General features: G+C 68.8%; 19 protein-coding genes and 1 pseudogene. 6 read left to right on the top strand and 14 right to left on the bottom strand.

The annotated features are described in order from the left end of the window. Nucleotides 1-158: 158 nt before the first annotated feature. From ACIHAO_RS04860 to ACIHAO_RS04850, 3 genes are all read right to left on the bottom strand, one after another. The gene (locus ACIHAO_RS04860; protein ID WP_396554758.1) at nucleotides 159-1,157 is read right to left on the bottom strand and encodes an NADP-dependent oxidoreductase; all 999 of its coding nucleotides are present in this window, start codon (nucleotides 1,155-1,157) and stop codon (nucleotides 159-161) included. Between the two features lie 103 nt (nucleotides 1,158-1,260). Beyond that, nucleotides 1,261-1,695 carry an SRPBCC family protein gene (locus ACIHAO_RS04855; protein ID WP_396554757.1) on the bottom strand — a complete coding sequence of 145 codons (435 nt, stop codon included), beginning with the start codon at nucleotides 1,693-1,695 and terminating at the stop codon, nucleotides 1,261-1,263. A gap of 155 nt (nucleotides 1,696-1,850) precedes the next feature. Beyond that, a complete protein-coding gene (locus ACIHAO_RS04850; RefSeq protein WP_396554807.1) occupies nucleotides 1,851-2,747 on the bottom strand; it encodes an ABC transporter substrate-binding protein in 897 nt (298 codons plus the stop codon). 173 nt (nucleotides 2,748-2,920) lie between these two features. Here ACIHAO_RS04850 and ACIHAO_RS04845 point away from each other — a divergent pair, with 173 nt between their 5' ends. After that, the gene (locus ACIHAO_RS04845; RefSeq protein ID WP_199748733.1) at nucleotides 2,921-3,604 is read left to right on the top strand and encodes an ABC transporter permease; all 684 of its coding nucleotides are present in this window, start codon (nucleotides 2,921-2,923) and stop codon (nucleotides 3,602-3,604) included. Continuing rightward, the gene (locus ACIHAO_RS04840; protein WP_396554756.1) at nucleotides 3,601-4,317 is read left to right on the top strand and encodes an ABC transporter permease; all 717 of its coding nucleotides are present in this window, start codon (nucleotides 3,601-3,603) and stop codon (nucleotides 4,315-4,317) included. Before ACIHAO_RS04845 ends, ACIHAO_RS04840 begins: the two co-directional genes overlap by 4 nt. Before the next feature lie 2 nt (nucleotides 4,318-4,319). Here the strand turns inward: ACIHAO_RS04840 and ACIHAO_RS04835 are convergent. The 5 genes and pseudogenes from ACIHAO_RS04835 to ACIHAO_RS04815 all read right to left on the bottom strand — a co-directional run. After that, nucleotides 4,320-5,747, bottom strand: a pseudogene (locus ACIHAO_RS04835) (aromatic amino acid lyase); the annotation flags it as partial. Then, nucleotides 5,744-6,298, bottom strand: a complete 555-nt coding sequence (locus tag ACIHAO_RS04830; protein WP_396554755.1) for a YbaK/EbsC family protein — start codon at nucleotides 6,296-6,298, stop codon at nucleotides 5,744-5,746. The pseudogene ACIHAO_RS04835 and the gene ACIHAO_RS04830, both read right to left, overlap by 4 nt. 13 nt (nucleotides 6,299-6,311) lie before the next feature. Next, nucleotides 6,312-6,605, bottom strand: coding sequence for a DUF2516 family protein (locus ACIHAO_RS04825; RefSeq protein ID WP_396554754.1), 294 nt, complete (start codon nucleotides 6,603-6,605; stop codon nucleotides 6,312-6,314). Between the two features lie 85 nt (nucleotides 6,606-6,690). Next, nucleotides 6,691-7,371, bottom strand: a complete 681-nt coding sequence (locus tag ACIHAO_RS04820; RefSeq protein ID WP_396554753.1) for a hypothetical protein — start codon at nucleotides 7,369-7,371, stop codon at nucleotides 6,691-6,693. Beyond that, a complete protein-coding gene (locus ACIHAO_RS04815) occupies nucleotides 7,368-7,775 on the bottom strand; it encodes a helix-turn-helix domain-containing protein (protein WP_396554806.1) in 408 nt (135 codons plus the stop codon). Before ACIHAO_RS04815 ends, ACIHAO_RS04820 begins: the two co-directional genes overlap by 4 nt. A gap of 151 nt (nucleotides 7,776-7,926) precedes the next feature. Between ACIHAO_RS04815 and ACIHAO_RS04810 the strand changes: the two genes are divergently transcribed. After that, complete coding sequence (locus ACIHAO_RS04810; protein ID WP_396554752.1) at nucleotides 7,927-9,057, top strand: methyltransferase domain-containing protein; 1,131 nt, start codon at nucleotides 7,927-7,929, stop codon at nucleotides 9,055-9,057. Here ACIHAO_RS04810 and ACIHAO_RS04805 read toward each other — a convergent pair. Genes ACIHAO_RS04805 through ACIHAO_RS04795 form a run of 3 tightly spaced genes read right to left on the bottom strand, consistent with a single transcriptional unit; the run spans nucleotide 9,022 to nucleotide 10,457 of the window. Next, nucleotides 9,022-9,678 carry an AAA family ATPase gene (locus tag ACIHAO_RS04805; protein ID WP_396554751.1) on the bottom strand — a complete coding sequence of 219 codons (657 nt, stop codon included), beginning with the start codon at nucleotides 9,676-9,678 and terminating at the stop codon, nucleotides 9,022-9,024. The two genes, ACIHAO_RS04810 and ACIHAO_RS04805, sit on opposite strands and share 36 nt — an antisense overlap. A gap of 2 nt (nucleotides 9,679-9,680) precedes the next feature. Beyond that, nucleotides 9,681-10,055, bottom strand: a complete 375-nt coding sequence (locus tag ACIHAO_RS04800; protein ID WP_125788640.1) for a zf-TFIIB domain-containing protein — start codon at nucleotides 10,053-10,055, stop codon at nucleotides 9,681-9,683. A 33-nt stretch (nucleotides 10,056-10,088) separates the two neighbouring features. Then, a complete protein-coding gene (locus ACIHAO_RS04795; protein WP_396554750.1) occupies nucleotides 10,089-10,457 on the bottom strand; it encodes a VOC family protein in 369 nt (122 codons plus the stop codon). Between the two features lie 93 nt (nucleotides 10,458-10,550). On the opposite strand from ACIHAO_RS04795, the gene ACIHAO_RS04790 reads away from it, so the two are divergent. After that, nucleotides 10,551-11,018, top strand: a complete 468-nt coding sequence (locus ACIHAO_RS04790) for a CGNR zinc finger domain-containing protein (protein ID WP_396554749.1) — start codon at nucleotides 10,551-10,553, stop codon at nucleotides 11,016-11,018. Nucleotides 11,019-11,506: 488 nt separating this feature from the next. Here ACIHAO_RS04790 and ACIHAO_RS04785 read toward each other — a convergent pair whose 3' ends face one another. Next, on the bottom strand, nucleotides 11,507-12,805 hold the full coding sequence (locus tag ACIHAO_RS04785) for a DUF445 domain-containing protein (protein WP_396554748.1): 1,299 nt from the start codon (nucleotides 12,803-12,805) through the stop codon (nucleotides 11,507-11,509). A 29-nt stretch (nucleotides 12,806-12,834) separates the two neighbouring features. On the opposite strand from ACIHAO_RS04785, the gene ACIHAO_RS04780 reads away from it, so the two are divergent. Next, on the top strand, nucleotides 12,835-13,998 hold the full coding sequence (locus ACIHAO_RS04780; protein ID WP_396554747.1) for a pyridoxal phosphate-dependent aminotransferase: 1,164 nt from the start codon (nucleotides 12,835-12,837) through the stop codon (nucleotides 13,996-13,998). A 12-nt stretch (nucleotides 13,999-14,010) separates the two neighbouring features. On the opposite strand, the gene ACIHAO_RS04775 is transcribed toward ACIHAO_RS04780, so the two are convergent. After that, on the bottom strand, nucleotides 14,011-14,484 hold the full coding sequence (locus ACIHAO_RS04775) for an RNA polymerase sigma factor (protein WP_396554746.1): 474 nt from the start codon (nucleotides 14,482-14,484) through the stop codon (nucleotides 14,011-14,013). Between the two features lie 365 nt (nucleotides 14,485-14,849). On the opposite strand from ACIHAO_RS04775, the gene ACIHAO_RS04770 reads away from it, so the two are divergent. Further along, entirely contained in the window at nucleotides 14,850-15,935 is a 1,086-nt protein-coding gene (locus ACIHAO_RS04770; protein ID WP_396554745.1) for a hypothetical protein, read from the top strand. A 532-nt stretch (nucleotides 15,936-16,467) separates the two neighbouring features. On the opposite strand, the gene ACIHAO_RS04765 is transcribed toward ACIHAO_RS04770, so the two are convergent. Continuing rightward, nucleotides 16,468-17,922: a PLP-dependent aminotransferase family protein gene (locus tag ACIHAO_RS04765; protein ID WP_396554744.1), complete on the bottom strand. Its 1,455-nt coding sequence runs from the start codon at nucleotides 17,920-17,922 to the stop codon at nucleotides 16,468-16,470. Nucleotides 17,923-17,927: the final 5 nt, after the last annotated feature.

Here is a 17,927-nt window from a genome sequence, read left to right as displayed (position 1 = left end):
GCGCATCCTCACCCGCGCCCGCTGCAGCACCCACCACGTCACCACCCACGCCAAAGCCATCCTCACCCTCGAACACCAAGGATGAAAAAGGCTCAATGAAGGGGCCTTTCATAGCAAATTTTGCTATGAAAGGCCCCTTCATTGCACTTGAGGCAAGGTCAGACGCGGACCAGCATCTTGCCGGTGTTCGCCCCGCCCAGCAGGTCCAGGAACGCCTGCGGCGCGTTGCGGATACCGTCCACAATGGTCTCCGAGTACTTGAGCTCACCGGAGGCGACGAGCGGCGCGACCTCCTTCACGAACCGCGGCTGCAGCGCGTAGTGGTCGCCGACCAGCATGCCGCGCATGGTGAACCGCTTCGCGATGATCGACGCGAGATTGCGCGGCGCGGCGGCCGGTTCGGTGTTGTTGTAGACCGAGATCATCCCGCAGATCGCCATCCGGCCGTGCAGGTTGATCGAGTCGATGGCCGCTTCGAGGTGCTCGCCGCCGACGTTGTCGAAGTACACGTCGATGCCTTCGGGCGCGGCCGCGCGCAGCTGCTCGGCGACCGGGGCGTCCTTGTAGTTGAACGCCGCGTCGAAGCCCAGTTCGTCGGTCAGCCACTTGACCTTCTCGTCGGTGCCCGCGCTGCCGATGACCCGCTTCGCGCCCTTCAGCTTCGCCAGCTGGCCGACGACGGAACCGACCGCGCCCGCCGCGCCGGACACGAAGACGGTGTCGCCCTCCTTGAACTCCGCGACGTCGAGCAGCCCGGCGTACGCGGTGAGCCCGGTCATGCCCAGGACTCCGAGGTACGCGCTGATCGGCGCCGCCTCGGGGTCGACCTTCACCGCGTGCTTCGCGGCGACGACGGCGTGGGAGCGCCAGCCGAGGCCGTGCAGCACGATGTCGCCCGGCTGAAAGTCGTCCACGGTGGACTCGAGCACTTCACCGACGGCGCCACCGTGCATGACCTTGCCGACCTCGTACGGCTCGGCGTAGGACTTCGCGCTGCTCATCCGGCCGCGCATGTACGGATCCACGCTCAGCACCTGATTGCGGACCAGGATCTGGCCCTCACCCGGGGTCGGGATCTCGACGTCGGCGATCTCGAAGTTCTCGAGCGTCGGGACACCGTGCGGACGGGAGGCGAGCCGGATCTCGGTTGCGTTCACGGGATAACTCCAAGTCTGTTGCGAACTCAAGCGGGGCGATCGCCCCGTATTCACGTCGGGTACAACGAGCTAACCGGGGCGACCATTCCGATTGTGGCGAGCGCTACACGACCTCGGCGAGTTTGCCGAGCACTCCCTCGTAGATCCGCTTGAGCCCACCGGGCGCGAAGGTCTTCTCGAAGAAGCCGCCGATGCCGCCCGCGCCGTCCCAGGTCGTCTCGATGCGGACGAGGCTGCCCTCCGGCACCGCACGGACGGTCCATGTGGTGACCATGCTGGAGTTCGCGTCGGTTTCGACGAGGGTGCCTTCGGACGGCTCGGTCACCGTCGCGGCGACGTCACGCACACGCTTCGACGTCGCCTGAAGCTTCCAGCGCGCCTTCGTGCCCGCGCCGACTCCGCCTTCGGTGACCTCGTAATCGCGGTAGTGCTCCGTCAGCAGCTTCGGCCGGGTTTCGGTGTAGTCCGCGACGAGCGCCCTGACCTTGTCCGCCGACGCCTCGATGGTGCGCTCCGCGATGGCCGTGACCTTTCCCATCCCACTCCCTTTCACCCGTGTTGCAACGACAGCGTCCACGATTGCACCGCTGTCCGCGGCCGGAGCGGGCGCCCCTCCTCCAAGTGCAATGAAGGGGCCTTTCATAGCAAAATTTGCTATGAAAGGCCCCTTCATTGCACTCGCGAGGAAGAGCCTCAGATGAGGGACTTCTCCTTCAGCCACTCCTTCGCGACGTCGCCCGGCTTCTCGCCGTCCGCGTCGACGCGCTTGTTCAGCTCACGCAACTGCACGGTGTCGAGGGCCTTGCTGACGGCGTTGACGGCGGCCGCGAAGTCGGCGCCGCGCTCGTCGAGGACCTTCTTGTTCACCGCGGGCACGACGTTCTCGGTAGGCACGATGGCGAGGTCGTCCTCCAGTGCCACGAACTGCGGGTCGCCGACGAGCGGGCTCACCGAGTCGACCGGGATGACGGTGACCTTGCCGGACCGCAGCTGCTCGACGCGCGGGCCCGCCTCCTGCACGGTCTGGAAGGTGGCTTTCAGCTTGTAGACGTCGGTGAAGCCCTTGAAGCAGGGGAGCCGCGCCGCGCACTCGGGCGCGCCGGCGACGATGACGTTGTCGACTTTCGACAGGTCGCTGATCTTCGCCAGCCCCTTCTCCTTGGCGAGATCGGCCTTCACGATGTAGGTGTTCTTGTTCTCCGCCGGCGACTGCTCCAGCAGGGCGACGCCGTCGGGCTCGAACAGCTTCTTGAGCTGCTCGTGTTCGCCCTGCGCGTCTTTCGCGGCTTCCTTGCCGAATCCGGTGCTGATGGCGGCACCCTGGTACTCCGGGACGAATTGGAGTTCACCGGACTTCAGTGCCGGGTAGATCAGCTCGCGCGAACCGAGGTTCAGCTTGCGGGTGATCGGGTAGCCCTTGGCCTCCAGCGCGTTCGCGTACAGCTCGGCGAGGATCACGCTGTCGGTGAAGTTGAAGGAGGCGACCACGATCGGCGCCCCGCCCTTGCTCTGCACGGCCGGGGCCGCCGCGTCGTCGCCACCCCCACAGGCGGTCATACCGAGGACGGCGGCGGCGAGCACCGCGCCCACTCGAACATTCCGTGTCCAGCGCACGTGCACACTCCTATGACTCGTTCAGAGGAATGGACAGTATCTCCGGGTCACGACAGAATCCACATTTTGAGAGTTGCGCCCCGTACGCTCCCAGAGAACGGAATCCGGCGCCCCGAACGGGGTAAGGTCGGCCGGTGCGAGCCTCCTCCGTGTTCCCCGTTCCCGCCCAGGGCGGGCGGCCGCTCTTCGAGTGGCGGTGGGTGGACCGCCATCTCGACGAGATCTTCGAACGGCTCGGCGAGCACATCACGTTGACCGCGGCGGCGCTCGCCATCGGGCTGGTGGTGTCGATCGGTGTTTCCGTGGTTTCGCTGCGTCGCCGGTGGTTCTACGTCTTCGCGCTGAGCGTGGCGGGTTCGTTGTACGTCATCCCGAGTCTCGGTGCCTTCGCCGTACTGGTGCCCTTCACCGGACTGACGTCCTTCACGACCGCGGTCATCCCCTTGGCGACGTACACGTTGCTGATCCTCATCCGCAACATCGTCACCGGCGTCGAACAAGTGCCCAAGGAAGTCCGGGAAGCCGCCATAGGTATGGGTTTCACGCGGTCGCGGTTGCTGTGGCAGGTCGAACTGCCACTCGCGCTGCCGGTGGTGATCGCGGGGCTGCGGGTCGCGGCGGTGACCACGATCGGGCTGGTGACGGTGACTTCCATGCTCGGCAAGGGCGGCCTCGGGTACTTCATCCGTAACGGGATTCAGACCGCGACACCGAACCCGACGTCGATCATCGTCGGTGTCGGGCTTTCCGTGGTACTGGCCGTGGTGGTGGATCTGCTGCTGTGGCTCGGTGGGCGCGCGCTCGCGCCGTGGTCGCGGAAGGCGGCGCGATGAGCATCATCGACCAGGCCATCGAGTGGCTGGGCGAACCGGATCGCTGGAGCTGGACCGAACCTGCGGGGGTGCCGTACCGGACGGTCGAGCATCTCCAGTTCTCCTTGGTGGCACTGGCGATCTCGGCCGTGCTGACGATCCCGCCCGCGTTGTGGCTGGCGCATTACCGCCGCGCTCAGTTCCTCGCGACGAGCGCGGTGAACATCGGCCGCGCGATTCCCAGCTTCGGGCTGGTGATCCTGTTCTGGTTCCTGGCTTCCCGGCTGGAGGTCGACACGACGTTCTGGCCGCTGATGCTCGCGCTGGTGGCCTTGGCGCTGCCGCCGTTGTTCACGAACACCTACGCGGGTGTCTTGCAGCTGGAGCAGGAAACCGTCGACGCGGCGCGCGGAACCGGTTACCGCGAGTGGCAGATCATGCTGCGCCTGGAGTTGCCGCTCGCGTCACCGGTGATCCTCGCGGGTGCCCGCGTCGCGTTCCTGCAACTGGTGGCGACCGTCGCGATCGGCGCGATCGTCAACGACGGCGGCGGGCTCGGACGGTACATTGTGGACGGTTTCGCGCTCGGCGATCCGGGCCACGGCGAGATCCTGGCGGGCGGCATCGCGGTCGTCATCCTGGCTTTGGTGTGCGAGGGCGTTTTCGCGCTCGTCACTCGCTGGGTGACTCCGCGCGGGCTGGCACTCCAGTCCCGCGCGGATGCCCGGACCTAGTCCAAGGTCGTCAGGTCGTTGAAGTACGAGTCCCGCAGCACGGCGACCAACGCGGTCACCTCGGGCCCCAGCGGCCGATCGGCCACGATCGGCGGAACCAGCCCGCTCAGCCACTCGTAAGCGACACGAAGCGAGGGCGAACCGTCCCCGGCTGCCAGGAATCGCGCCTGTGAACCGGTGATCAGTTCGCAGGCCGTGATGGCGAACATTCGCGCACAAGCGTCACGAAGCTGATTCCCCGCCGCCCAAGCGAACGCCTGCACGTCCTCCTGCCCGCCGGAAGTGTCGACGGAACCCAACGTCGCGGGAGTGGCCAGCCGCCGCAACGCGTGCAATTCACCCACCGCGCGTTTGTGCAACGGGACCAGCCCCGCCTGCGGTCCCGGATCCACCGCGAGCTGCGCGGGCAGGCCGCTGAACCGCTCGTCGAGCAACCGGTGCGTCCGCTGCACGCTCACTTCGCCGAGATGCACGAGCGCCGCCGTCACCGCGTCCATCCGCAGCCCGAGTTCGACGGCGTGGAATCCCGTCGTGGACACGAATTCACCGTCGAGGAACACGGGTGAATCGGCCGGCATCGAACGCCGCAGGACAGCGCCCAGCTCGTCGTTCACTCGCGTCAGGTGGGCGATCGCCCGCGGCGCGACGCGCACGGAGATCGGCGCCTGGACGACTTCCGGTCGCACGGTGGAACCGTCGAGCAAGCCACCGATCTCGTACAGCACCGACTCCAGCACGCGGTCGTCTCCCGCCAACGCGGGGCGATAGATCGCTTGCGGCGCACCGAGAACGTCGATCGCGATCGCGGCGGCCAGCGTCTGGAAGTCCACCACCTGCTGGACTTCGTTCAGCGCGAAGGCGGCGAGAGTCTCGGCCAGTGGCGAGCCCTGGATGAGGGTCGCTCCCTCCTTGAGACCCGGCTCGTACGGCTTCGCCAGCACCTCCGAGGCGGGTGTCTCAACGCCGTCCACCAGCACGGTGCCGACGCCGAGAAAGGTCTGGAAGGCATGCGCCAGCGGGATGATCTCGCCGGCGCTGCCCAGGCCCGTCCTCGGCACGGCGGGCGTGAACCCCTCGTTCAGCCGGTCGACGAGGAACGTCACCAGCTCCGGGCTCGCGCCTGTCTCGGGCGCGAGCAGATCCCGCAGGCGCACCAGCAGAAGCCACCGCACTTCGGCGGCCGGGAGCCACGGCGGGCCGCCCACGGCCCGGCCGATCAGCAGATTCCGCTGATGTGCGCTCGATGCGGGCGAAGCGACTCCGGCGAGCCGCCCCATCCCGGTGTTCACGCCGTAGACAGGGCGGCCGGACAGCGCGGCGAGGACGCGGGCGCGGTTCTCACCGAGGCCGGCGAGCAACGCGGCGTCGATTTCGAGGTATTCGGCCTTGAACGCCGAAGCCAGCACGAAGTCCTTAGTGGACAGTCTCACTCGACGGGACGCGCGAGACCGTCGATCACTTCGGCACCGGGCAGTGACGCGAGGGTCGAGCCCGAGATCAGCAGCTTGCCGCCGCGGACACCGCTGCCGATGACCAGTTCGGGTTCGTCCGCGACGCGCTGGTCGATCAAAATCGGCCAGCCCTCCGGCAGGCCGACCGGCGTGATGCCGCCGTACTCCATGCCGGTGAGCGAGACGGCTTCGTCCATCGGGGCGAAGGAGGCCTTACGGACGTCGAGACGGCGCTTGATGACGCCGTTCACGTCGGCGCGGGTGGTCGCGAGGATCATCGCGGCGGCGAACCGGACCTCGCCGGCGCGTTTGCCGGCGACGACGACACAGTTCGCGGACGCGGAGAGCGGAGAGCCGTACGCCTCGCAGAAGGCGGCAGTGTCGGCCAGGTCCGCGTCGATCTCGACGACGCCGACGGCGTCCGGATCGGGAAGGGCGGCGAGCGCCTTGGCGACGGGCTCGGCGAGCAGGTCCGGGCGGGAGAGGGCGGGGACGACGGTGAGGGTTCCGGCGATGGTCCAGTCAGTCACACCGCCACCCTAATCACCAGTTGCGGCCGCCGCGCTGGACCTCGATGAGCTTGGGACGGACGTCCACGAGGTAGACCAGGACCGCGACCAGCGCGGGCAGCCACAGGATCATGCCGCCGCCGTAGAACTCGAAGACGGTCAGCACCAAGGTGGCCCCGCCGGTGATGAGCATCCAGATGGGCTTGGTCTTGCGATCGGCGGCGGAATACGCGTCCGCGCGCTGCAGCAGCGCATGCACGAAAGCGAACAGCCCCGTCAGTGCGCCGCCCCAGTGAATGGCGATGAGGATCCAGGTGGCAACGAACACGAAGTCAGCTTACGTCAAACCGGGCGAATGCCCGGGCCCCTGGCACCGAAGGCGGTGTCAGGGGCCCGGGAGTCCACGCGGACCTTTACTTCTCGGTGGTCTTCGGCGCGGTGGCCGGCTTCTTGGCGACCGGGCTGGTGGTGGTGCGGCGCGCGGGGGCCGTGGTCTTCGGCGCGGTCTTGTTGGCGACCTTGCGCGAAGCCGAGCGGGTCTCGTGCGCGAGGTCGTCACCGATCTCCTCGACCTCGTCGGCGATCTCGCCGGCGACCTCGGTCACCTTGCGGGCGGTCTTCTCGCCGGCCGAGCGGGTGCCCTTCGTGACCTTGCCGAGCACGGTGTCGATGCGCTCACGGGCATCGCTGGTGGCGTCCTCGACGCGGTCCTGCGCGGTGCTCAGAGCGTCCTCGAGCTGCTCGATGGCCTTCTTGACCTGCGGCTGCGCGGCGATCTTGTCCCACGCCTGCTCGCCGGACTCGGCCAGCTTGTTGTACAGCTTCAGCGCGGCCTCGGTGTACTCGTCGATGACCTTGCGCAGCTCGGCCGGGTCCAGCTTCTCGCGGAGGCCCTCGACGTCGTGCGGCAGCTCTTCGATGTTCTTGCGGGCGCTCTCGCTGCCCTCGACGACGCGCTCCTTGGCCTTCGACACGGCGTCGACGACGGCCTGGCCCGCCAGGTTGCCGGCGCCGAGGGCGGCCAGCAGCGGGGTGCGGACCTGGTCGAGGGCGGTGTGCTTGCGGTCGGTCTTGTTCTTCGTGGCCGTGGTCATGCTGACTCCTTGGATTCGGTAGCTGGTTCTGGGGTTGCCGCCATCGGTTCTGGCTTCGCGGCGGCGTTCTCGCGGCGGAACGATTCGTAGACGTCGAGCAGGACCTGCTTCTGCCGTTCGGTCAGCTCGAGGTCGGCGCGGATCGCGTCGCCGACCGGGCCGCCCGTGGGCAGATCGAGGATTCCCGCTTGCACGTAGAGCGCCTCGGCCGAGATTCGCAGGCCTTTGGCGATCTGCTGCAGGATCTCCGCGCTGGGTTTGCGGACCCCGCGCTCGATCTGGCTCAGGTACGGATTGGACACGCCGGCGAGTTTCGACAGCTGCCGCAAGGAGATCTTCGCGTTGCTGCGCTGCTGGCGGATGTACTCGCCGATGTCGGAAGCGATGTCCGCGACCTTCTCCATCGGCCCGCCCGATGCGGGCTGGTCCCGGTTGGTGTCTGACATCGGTCACCTCCTCGCGACGTCTTCAACGCTACGCCGGGGTGCTAGCTATTGCAAGCACTCTGCTTGCAACCATCGGGTGTGTTGGTGCTCACCCCGCTACCGTGGAGGGATGTCGAACGCGACGCGGCTGCGGCGGCGCCTCGTCGAGCATCTGCTCGCCGAGGGCGTGCTGCACGACGCGCACTGGATGTCCGCGTTCCGCTCCGTGCCGAGACACGTCTTCCTGCCGCGGATCTTCGTCCCGGCGTCGAACGGCTGGGCCGCGATGGAGCACGGCGACGAGGGGTGGCTGCGCCGCGTCTACTCCCCCGACGTGCTGGTCGTCCAGCTCGACGACGACTCCGGGCTCTGGGAACGGGCGCGCTATCTCGGCGCGCAGCCGGGAACGCCGACCAGCTCGTCCAGCCAGCCGTCGATCATGGCGATCATGCTCGAAGAGCTCCGGGTCGCGGACGGGCACCGCGTCCTCGAGATCGGCACGGGCACCGGCTACAACGCCGCCCTGCTGTGCCATCGGCTCGGTTCCGGGCTCGTGTACACAGTGGACATCGACCCGGAGCTGGTCGACGCCGCGCGCAAGCGCCTCTCGGAGATCGGGTTCGCGCCCTCGTGCGCCGCGGCCGACGGCGCCGAGGGTTTCCCGGCGGGCGTGCTCTACGACCGGGTGCTGTGCACGTGCTCGGTGTCGTCCATCCCGCCGGCCTGGCTGGAGCAGACCGTGCCCGGCGGACTGATCGTCACCACGTTGAACCGGCCGATCGGCGGCGGGCTCGTCCGGATCGTCGCCGGTGAAGGCGCGACGGGACAAGGCCGGGTGCTCGCCCGCGACGGCCGCTTCATGCCGCTGCGCGCACACCGCTTCAAGCCGTCGAAGGCGCTCGAAGGCGACGTCGCTTGGCGGCCGACGCGGCTGCCGATGGGAGCGATCACCGAAGTCCGCAGCCGCTTCGAGTTCTTCGCCGGGCTCCAGCTTCCGGGCGTGACGGCCGCCCGAGAAGGCCAGAGCATCACCTTGATCCACCCGGACGGCTCATGGCTGCGACACCGGCAGAAGGGCAGCGAGTACGAAGTGGCCGAAGGCGGCCCGCGACGGCTGTGGGAGATCGTCGAGAGCGCGTACGAGGAGTGGCGCGAACTCGGCGAGCCTGGGCGGGACCGGTTCGGGCTCAGCCTCGACGGCGAAGACCAGGTGATCTGGCTGGATTCACCCGATGGCCGCAGTTGGCCGTTGCGCCCCTGAAAGCAGGCCACGCACCCACTTCTCGACGTGGTCGACGGCGTCGTCCACCGGAAGGTTCGTGGTGTCGAACAGTTCGACCGGCGGCGTCATCGAGGGCGCTTCCGCTTGCAGCCACTCGTTGAACTCCAGCATCTCCTCGACCCGCTCTTCGTCCCACTCGCGCCAGGCGGGCCGCGCGAGCAAACGCTTGCGCAGCGCGTCGGGCTCGCTGACGAGCGCCAGGTAGTGGATGTCGGAGAAGAACACGCGCTCGGGCAGCCGCTCGAACTCGGGCGGCGCGACGGTGCCGCAGAGCACGACCGGCCGTCCGTTCTGGTGCAGCATCGCCGCCATCCGCAACCAGGTCGAGCGGAACGCGGGATGGCCGGGGACGTCGTCGCGCAGCGCCCCCGTCCACAGCACGTCCTGCTCGACCACGAGCGCGAGATCGCCGAGCCGTTCCGCCAGGCGCGGCCCGACCGTCGACTTGCCTGCTCCACTCGGCCCGGTCAGCGCGAAGAGCGGAAGCCGCCGGAACGGCCACCGGTGCGCGCACACCGCGCACACCAGCAGCCCGCTCTCGACTTGTGGCCGTTCGGCGCGATCACCGCAGGCCGGGCAGATCTTGAGATCGAGGACCACGGTCAGTCGAAGAGACCCTCGAGGAAGCCGCCCTTACGACGCTTGTGGCCGTATCCGTGCGGCGAATCCGCGTAGCCCCCGCGGTGTCCCTTGGGCGAGTCCGCGTACCCGCCGCGATACCCCTTCGGCGAATCGGCGTACCCGCCCCGGTGCGGGCGCGGGGAGTCCGGACGGCCGTAGTGCGGCGCGGGCGCGTGGCCACCTCCCTGATACGGCGGAGGGGGCTGGTGCCCGCCGTAGTACGAGTTCTCGGCACCGGCGATGGCCTCCAGCTCGCCCCTGTCCAGGAAGATGCCGCGGCATCCCTGGCACTGGTCGATGTGGACACCGTTCTTGTCGACGGTCTTCATGGCGTTCTGGCACTTCGGACAAATCACGTATCAGAGATTACGCATTTTTCGCGTCCGAGGTCAGCAGGCGCACAGACAAAACGGGTGTCCGGCCGGATCCGCGTACACCCGGAAGGTCTTCGGGGCGTCGTCGAGCAGCTTCGCGCCGATCTTCAGCGCGCGCTCGTGCCCGGCTTCCATGTCGGTGACGTCGAGGTCCAGGTGCGCCTGCTGCGGGTTCTCCGCGGACGGCCACTCCGGCGGCCGGTAGTCCGGCACGCGCTGGAACGAGAGCCGCGCGCCGCCTTCCGGATTCCGCAGAGTCACCCAATGGCCGTCTTCGGCGACTTCGGCGGGCCCCCAGCCGAGCAGCTCGCGGTAGAACTCCGCCAGCGCGACCGGATCCGGGCAGTCGAGGGCCACCGCGCCGAAGGTGGGTACCGCACCCATGGTTCAGCCTCCTGAATGATCGAGTAACCAGCGAACTGAGTATGCGGGTTATCGGAGCCGATGACAACAGGTGCCGCCCGTACACTGGGCGAGGTGAACACCGACGCGTCCCTGGTGGTCGAGTTTCTGAACACGGTGAACGTCGAACGCGGCACCGACCTCCTGGACGATCTGGAGTCCTGGCAACGCTGGGCCAGGGATCACCGGCTGCGAGCGGATACCCCCGCGGCCGCACGCGAAACCCGGGACGCGCTGCGCGCCGCGATCGGCGACCCGAGACTGCCCCGGCTCGGCCTGCGCGCGCCGGCGGAGATCATCCTCGGCCAGGAAGGACCGCTCCTGGTCGCGGAAACGGTCACCGAGGCCGTGATGGCGGCCTCGACCCGGCTGACCGTGCTCGGCGACTGGATCCGGCTCAAGATCTGCCCGGCGGACGACTGCCTGTGGGCGTTCTACGACGAATCACGCAACCGGTCCAGGACGTGGTGCTCGATGCGGGCCTGCGGGAACCGGGAGAAGGCGCGGGCCTGGCGGGCCCGGACGGCGGACGTCTCGACCTGAGGTCCCTGATCGCAACCAGTCACCTACTTGCGGTGGTCAGACGCGCGGAATTCGCGTGCCTGGACCCGTCACACCCGTGTTCAGAGGCGTAACTCGCGTGACTGGAGGCGTAACTCGCCCGAGGCCGGATCCGCACCGTGTTCCGCCTTCGATCACGCGAGTTACGCCTCCAGTCACGCGTGATCCGGCTCCAATCACGCGAGTTACGGCTCCAATCACGCGAGTTACGGCTGGGCGCACGCGTCTTCCGGCCGCCGGCCGCGGGGCTCGCGCGTCGTCACGGCCCGCCGCTTCGCACGTGCCTCGCCGGCCGCCGCCGTCCCGCCGCGACCACAAGTCCTGGGGTCACCCACCCCCGAGTTACCCCCAGGGGTTGTGCACACCGTTAGGCCAAAGACGTGAAAAGCTGTGGATAACCCTGGGGATGACTCCACTTCCTGTGGACAACTCGCGGTAAGGGTTCCGGAGTGTGGTATATGCGCCGCCGCTCAAAAGAGCAGCTGCGCGACCGCGTAGATGACGAGTCCGGCGAGCGCGCCGACCACCGTGCCGTTGATCCGGATGAACTGCAGATCCCGGCCCACCTGGAGCTCGATCTTGCGCGAGGTCTCCTCGGCGTCCCAGCGCTCCACGGTGTCGCTGATGATCGTGGTGATCTCCTGGGAGTAGTGGGTGACCAGGTAGGCCGCCGCACCCTCCACCCAGGTGTCCACTTTGGACCGGATGTGGTCGTCGGAGACCAGCCGACCGCCGAGGGCCTCGAGCCCGGTGCGCACCCGGCGCCGCAGCTCGCTCGACGGATCCTCCGCCGCGTTGAGCAGCATCTCCTTCGCCGTCGCCCACGCCGAGCCGATCAGCTTCTGCACCTCGTCATGCCCCAGCATCTGGGATTTGACCTGTTCGGCGCGCGCCATCACCTCGGGGTTGGTCTGCAGGTCGAGGGCGAATTCGCCGAGGAACTTGTCCAGCGCCAGCCGCATGGGGTGGTTGACGTCGGTCTTCACGGCCCAGACGAAGGACAGCACCTCGCCGTAGACCTTGTCCGCGAGCATCTCGTCGACGAACTTCGGCGACCAGCTCGGCGCCCGGTCCGAGACCACGCGCAGCATCGTCGAGTGGTTGTCCCGCACCCACTCGTAGCCGCGGTCGCACATCAGGTCCACCAGCTTGTGGTGCGCCCCGTCGGCGAACACGCCCGCCAGGATCTTGCCGAGCGGCGGGCCCCACGGCTTGTCCACGATCCGCTTGACCACGGCCTGTTCCATGATCGCCTGGACGTCTTCGTCGCGGAGCACCTTGACCGCGGCCCGCACGACGGTGGCCAGTTCGGACGTCACCCGCTCCGCGTTGGCGGGTTGCGAAAGCCAGCCGCCGAGCCGCTTCGAAACCTCGATCCGGCTCAGCTTCTCGCGGATCACGGACTCGGACAGGAAGTTCGAGCCGACGAAGTCACCGAGGCTGCTGCCCAGCGCGTCCTTCTTGTTCGGGATGATCGCGGTGTGCGGGATCTTGATCCGCAGCGGATGCCGGAACAGCGCCGTCACCGCGAACCAGTCGGCGAGCGCGCCGACCATCCCGGCTTCGGCGGCCGCGCGGACGTAGCCGACCCAGCCCGGCCAGCCCGCGGCCTCGGCCCAGCTGGTCAGCAGGAAGATCACCGTCGCGCCGAGCAGGAACGACAGCGCGACCATCTTCATCTTGCGCAGGCCGCGGCGCTTCTCCTCCTCGGCGGCGGTTCCACCGGGCGGATCTGCTGGGGTCACCTTGGCGGGCGTCAGTTGCTCCACACCGCCATTGTCCGTGAGGATGGCTGATCGTGCGCGAACCTGTCCTCGTACCCCGCCTCCAGCCCTTCACCTCGACCATCTTCGCGGAGATGACGGCACTGGCCGTCCGCCACGAAGCCGTCAACCTCGGCCAGGGTTTTCCCGACACCGACGGGCCCGCCGGAATGCTCGAAGCCGCCAAGAACGCGCTGTTCGGCGGCGCGAACCAGTATCCGCCGGGGCCGGGCCGTCCCGAGCTGCGCGCGGCGATCGCGCGGCACCGGCTGCGGTACGGCACCGCGTACGACCCCGACACGGAGATCCTGGTCACCGCCGGCGCCACCGAGGCCATCGCGGCGTCGTTGATCGCGCTGACCCAGGCCGGTGACGAGGTCATCGTCATCGAGCCGTACTACGACTCGTACGCGGCCGCGGTCGCCATGGCGGGCGCGGAGCGGCGTGTCGTCGGCCTGGTGGAACGCGACGGCCGGTTCGCGCTGGACATCGAGGGCCTGCGTGCCGCGGTGACCGGCCGGACCAAGGCGATCCTGATCAACTCACCGCACAATCCGACCGGCACGGTGTTCACGCGCGCCGAACTGGAAGCCGTCGCCGCGCTCTGCGTGACGCACGACCTGATCGCGATCACTGACGAGGTGTACGAGCACCTGGTCTTCGACGACGCCGAGCACCTGCCGCTGGCGACCCTGCCCGGCATGCGCGACCGGACCGTCTCGATCTCCAGCGCGGGCAAGACGTTCAACTGCACCGGCTGGAAGATCGGCTGGGTCTGCGCGAGCCCCGAACTGGTCGCGGCGGTGAAGGCGGCGAAGCAGTTCATCACCTTCGTCTCGGGCGGCCCGCTCCAGCCTGCCGTGGCCCACGCGCTGGACCACGAACTGCCGTGGGCCGAAGACCTGCGCACGAGCCTCCAGGACAAACGGGACCGGCTCGCGACGGGCCTCGCGGACGCGGGTTTCGCGGTCCGGCCGACCGCCGGGACGTATTTCGTCTGCGTCGACGTCCGCCCGCTCGGTTTCGAAGACGCCGCCGAACTGGCCTGGGAGCTCCCCGAACGGGTGGGCGTGGCGGCCGTGCCCGTAAAGGTGTTCACCGATCACCCGGAAGAGTGGAAACACCTGCTGCGTTTCGCGTTCTGCAAACGCAACGAGGTCATCGACGAAGCGGTCACCCGTTTGCGCAAACTCCGGTGACTCGTCCGATGTTCACGCCCAGCCGCCTTTTTCGAGCATCCGCCTGAGCCGGTCGAGACACCGTCTTCGCAGCCTGCCCACACTGGCCGGACTGATGCCCAGTTCCCCGGCGATCTGGGCGTAGGACAGCTCCGGCCGGTGTGCGAGCAGGCGGATCAGCCGCCGATGCGAGTCCGGCAGACGATCGACCGCCGTCCAGAGCACGCGGTCGCGTTCCGCCCGGATGACTTCGGTCTCCGGAGTCGTCTCCGCCTCGGGGAGCGGACGCGGTGTTTCGCGCCTGTTCCTGGTGATCATCCGGAGCGCACGGCGTCGCGCGGTGGTCGTCAGCCAAGCTCCGAGCTTCGCTTCGTCCCGTAGCGCGCCAGGCGCGCGAAGCAGCTCCAGCCAGGCGTCCTGACAAACGTCCCTGGCATCGGCTTCGCTCAAGCGATACGTCTTCAGCGCCTTGAACATCGCCGCCGACACCGCGTTCACGTCCCACATCCCGGACTCTCCCCTCCCGGCGGCTTGCGTTCGCCGCGCCGATCACCGAACGCGACTTCGACGGCACGGACCGCAGCTGGGATCCGGAAAAGGTCAGGTCACCGAGGATTTGAGTAGTTCCACCCGTCCTCGGATGGCCGCCCGGCACATACCGAGAGTGATCAACTTCGGTACTCCAGGCACCGGAGCCGGTTGCGTCGTTCCGCCTAACGGGCTGGATCGGCGGCGGCTGAGGTGAAACACTCCCCTCCGGTGCTAAAACTGGTGCAGCCCCGGGGGAACTGCGACCTGACCGGAAGAGACCCCAAGCAAGATCGAACTCACGCGGAGAACGTGGGTTTCAGGCGCGGACGGTGGTGATTGCTGTGAATGGTCCGGCAGTCGTGCACCGTCGCGGCCTCAGGTCACCGAAAACCGGCGCGCGAATCCTTTTCGCGGGCGGGCTCGCGCTGTCCGGCTGGATCCTCGGCGCCGTCCTGAGCGCCCCGGCTTCGGCCGACGAGCAGACTCCCGTGACGCCGGAGACCTCCGTGGTCCAGCCTTCGGACGAAGCCGAATCCGGGAAAACGACTACTCCCAAGGAGTCCACTTCGGACTCCAGCGAGACCGAGACTCCGAAACCCGCTGAGACCACCGAAACCCCAGCAGCCGAGCCTGCTCCCGTCGTGAACGAGGAGCCTGAGGCCGCTGTCGAGGAGGAAGTGGCCGTTTCGAGCGCGAGTTCTGTCGAGAAGACCTCTTCTCCGGAACCTGTGGCGAAGACCGCGAAGTCGTCCAACGGTTTGCTGGGCGGCCTCATCGGTGGCGTGCTGAATGCCGTCACAACCACGGTCGGCGGCGTCGTCGAAACCGTCGGCGGGGTCGTCGGCGGAATCGGCGACCAGGTCGTCGCGCCGATCCTGACGCCGCATCCGTGCTGCGGTGGGGGTGGCCCGGTGATCCTGCCTGGCACCGGCGACATGCTCGACCCCGTTTTCGGCGGCGGCTCCGGCGAGTCGGCGAGTGGCTCGGTCACCATCGCCGTCCCGGCCAAGACCGCCACGGCGAACACGCCCGCGCCGCACACCCCGGAGCCGAGTCCGTCCGCTCCCGCCGAGGCGCCCGTTCCGGCGACGGCGGCGGCCCAGAACCACCGCGTCACCCTGCTTGTCCGGGTCAAGTCCGACGCCCAGCCCGCTCCGGGCGCGCCCGCCGAATCCGACACGCACGCGTCCCCCCACGGCGGCGGCTCTGGCGGCGGCGGTGGCCTGCCGAACACCCCGGTGACCCCGATCGCGCCCACGACGACCGCTCAGCCCGGCCACGACAACACCGCCGGCGGCCGCGGGCCGCTCGCCGTGCTCGACGCCGGAATCCCCGCCACGCAGCTGAAACTCCTCGGAGCGGGCTGCGACCACGAAGGCGAGCGCACCGGCAGGGAAGCCGCGCTTCCCGCCACCTCCCCCGACTGACCTGACCGGGTCGCCGGGGAGAAGTACGTCCAAACCAAGATCAACTTCGGTTTTCGGCGTTCGTTGACTCCTTCGGCACAAGCCGCTTTCGCCTGCCCCTTTTCCAGGCAACCCCTTTGTCTTTCCGAACGGCCGACCGCGCCCGGCCGGTTCGGATCCCGGCCCCGGCGCCGCGCTGCCCCTGTGGCGCCGGGACCAGCACCGGGTGGACTTCGGGGGCTTCTGCTCACCGCGCCGAGCAGGAGCCGGCCAAGCTCGAAGTCCGCCTGAACCGCGGGCGGTTCCCGGCACGTCGAGGGGCTGTGCCGGGTAACCGCCGCGGTGCCCGTCCCGGGGTTTCGACCTCGGGGCGGGCCGGATAGCCGGTGCGCTGGTCGTGCGGCGCCGATGCCCTCCCTGGAGCATCGGCCGCCCCGCCGGCGCACCGGCTATTTCCGTTTCCGGCCCCTCCCCGCAATTCGTCATCTACTTGCGGCGTTCGACTCGCGCTGGTCCTTCGCGAAACACGCAAGTAGGTGACGAATTGCGGGGGTCAGGTGACCTGGACGGCCACCGGGGCGACGGTCGTGGGTGTCGCGGCCACCGAAGCGGCGGCCGCGCCCAGCCGCCGTACGGCCTCGAAAAGCCTTTCGGCCGGAAGCGCGTACGGCAGCCGCAGCCACCGCTCCAGTCCACCGTGGACACCGAACCGCGAGCCCGGCGCCACCTGCACCCCGTGCCCCGCCGCCGCGACGGCCAGCCGCGTGCTCATCGGCTCCGGCAGACGGCACCACAGCGAAAGCCCGCCGGGCGGCACGGTGAACGTCCAATCCGGGCAGTACCAGTTCAGCGCGCCGGTCAGCGCGTCACGCAGGGCCAGCGTCTCCTGGCGGCGGTGCGCCAGCGCGGACCCGCCGTCGTCGAGCAGTTCGGCGAGGACGAGCTGCTCGAAGACCGGCGACCCCAGGTCGACGGCGAACCGCGCCGCGATCAGCCTGCCGATGACGTCCTCGGAAGCACGGATCCAGCCGAGCCGCAGCCCCGCCCAATGCGACTTGGACGCGGAGCCGATCGTGATGCCGAGATCACCCGCGAACGCGCCCAGCGGCGGCGGCCCGTCGACCGGATCGCCTTCCAGATCCAGCTCGACCAGCGTCTCGTCGATGATCGCCGGGGTCCGCGCGCGGCTCAGCGCGGCCGCGAGCCGCTCCCTGCCGACGGCGTCCAGGCGCAGGCCGGTCGGGTTCTGGAAGTCCGCGACGAAGTACGCGAGCCTCGGCGCGGATTGCCGCAGCGCCGCCTCGATCCCGACGATGTCCCAGCCGGTGACCGGGTCCAGCGGCACCGGGACCGGGATGGCGTGCGCGGCGCCGATGGCTTCGAGCGAGTTCGGGTACGTCGGCTGCTCGACCAGCACCCGGTCGCCGGGACCGGCCAGCATGCGCAGGACCTGCACGAACGCGTGATGCGCCCCGTTGGTGACCATCACCTGATCGGCGTTCGTCGGCAGCCCGCGTTCGGTGTAGCGCCGGGCGATCCGCTCACGCAGGATCCGCAGGCCGCGTACGTGATAGCCGTTCTCGCCGAGGTGGTCCACGAGCGCCTTCCGCGCGGCGTCCACCGCGGGCACCAGGCCGGGGATGGCGGGCGGACAGGCTTGCGCGAGGTCGATGAGGTCCCCGCCGCTCGGCAGGATCGGGTCCCGGCCCCGGCCGCCGGGCGACGCGATCCACGAACCGGCGCCGCGACGGCTGGCGACCAGGCCATCGGCCCGCAGTTTGTCCAGCGCGGCACCGATCAGCGTGCGGCTGACCTCCAGCGCGTCGGCGAGCTCGCGTTCGGCCGGGAGTCTGGTGCCGAGCGGGAGCCTGCCGTCGAGGACCAGCAGCTCGACGGCGGCCGCGAGATCCGCGGCACCGTGTCGAGAACCACTCTGCCGCCAGTTCCCCAGCAAAACGGCCAATTTCGCACCCGAAACGCGTCCAGTCAGCGGGATCAGCGGTTCCATAAGGC

This window comes from Amycolatopsis sp. NPDC052450 (genome assembly GCF_044547565.1).
Lineage (GTDB): Bacteria > Actinomycetota > Actinomycetes > Mycobacteriales > Pseudonocardiaceae > Amycolatopsis.
Note: the sequence above shows the minus strand (reverse complement) of the source record. Positions and strands in the feature narration are given on the sequence as shown.

Excerpts from the sequence above, each read along its gene's own strand:
- ACIHAO_RS04855 (WP_396554757.1), bottom strand. The coding sequence starts at position 1,695 with ATGGGAAAGGTCACGGCCATCGCGGAGCGCACCATCGAGGCGTCGGCG.
- ACIHAO_RS04840 (WP_396554756.1), top strand. The coding sequence starts at position 3,601 with ATGAGCATCATCGACCAGGCCATCGAGTGGCTGGGCGAACCGGATCGC.
- ACIHAO_RS04820 (WP_396554753.1), bottom strand. The coding sequence starts at position 7,371 with ATGACCACGGCCACGAAGAACAAGACCGACCGCAAGCACACCGCCCTC.
- ACIHAO_RS04815 (WP_396554806.1), bottom strand. The coding sequence starts at position 7,775 with ATGGAGAAGGTCGCGGACATCGCTTCCGACATCGGCGAGTACATCCGC.
- ACIHAO_RS04810 (WP_396554752.1), top strand. The coding sequence starts at position 7,927 with ATGTCGAACGCGACGCGGCTGCGGCGGCGCCTCGTCGAGCATCTGCTC.
- ACIHAO_RS04795 (WP_396554750.1), bottom strand. The coding sequence starts at position 10,457 with ATGGGTGCGGTACCCACCTTCGGCGCGGTGGCCCTCGACTGCCCGGAT.
- ACIHAO_RS04775 (WP_396554746.1), bottom strand. The coding sequence starts at position 14,484 with ATGTGGGACGTGAACGCGGTGTCGGCGGCGATGTTCAAGGCGCTGAAG.
- ACIHAO_RS04765 (WP_396554744.1), bottom strand. The coding sequence starts at position 17,922 with ATGGAACCGCTGATCCCGCTGACTGGACGCGTTTCGGGTGCGAAATTG.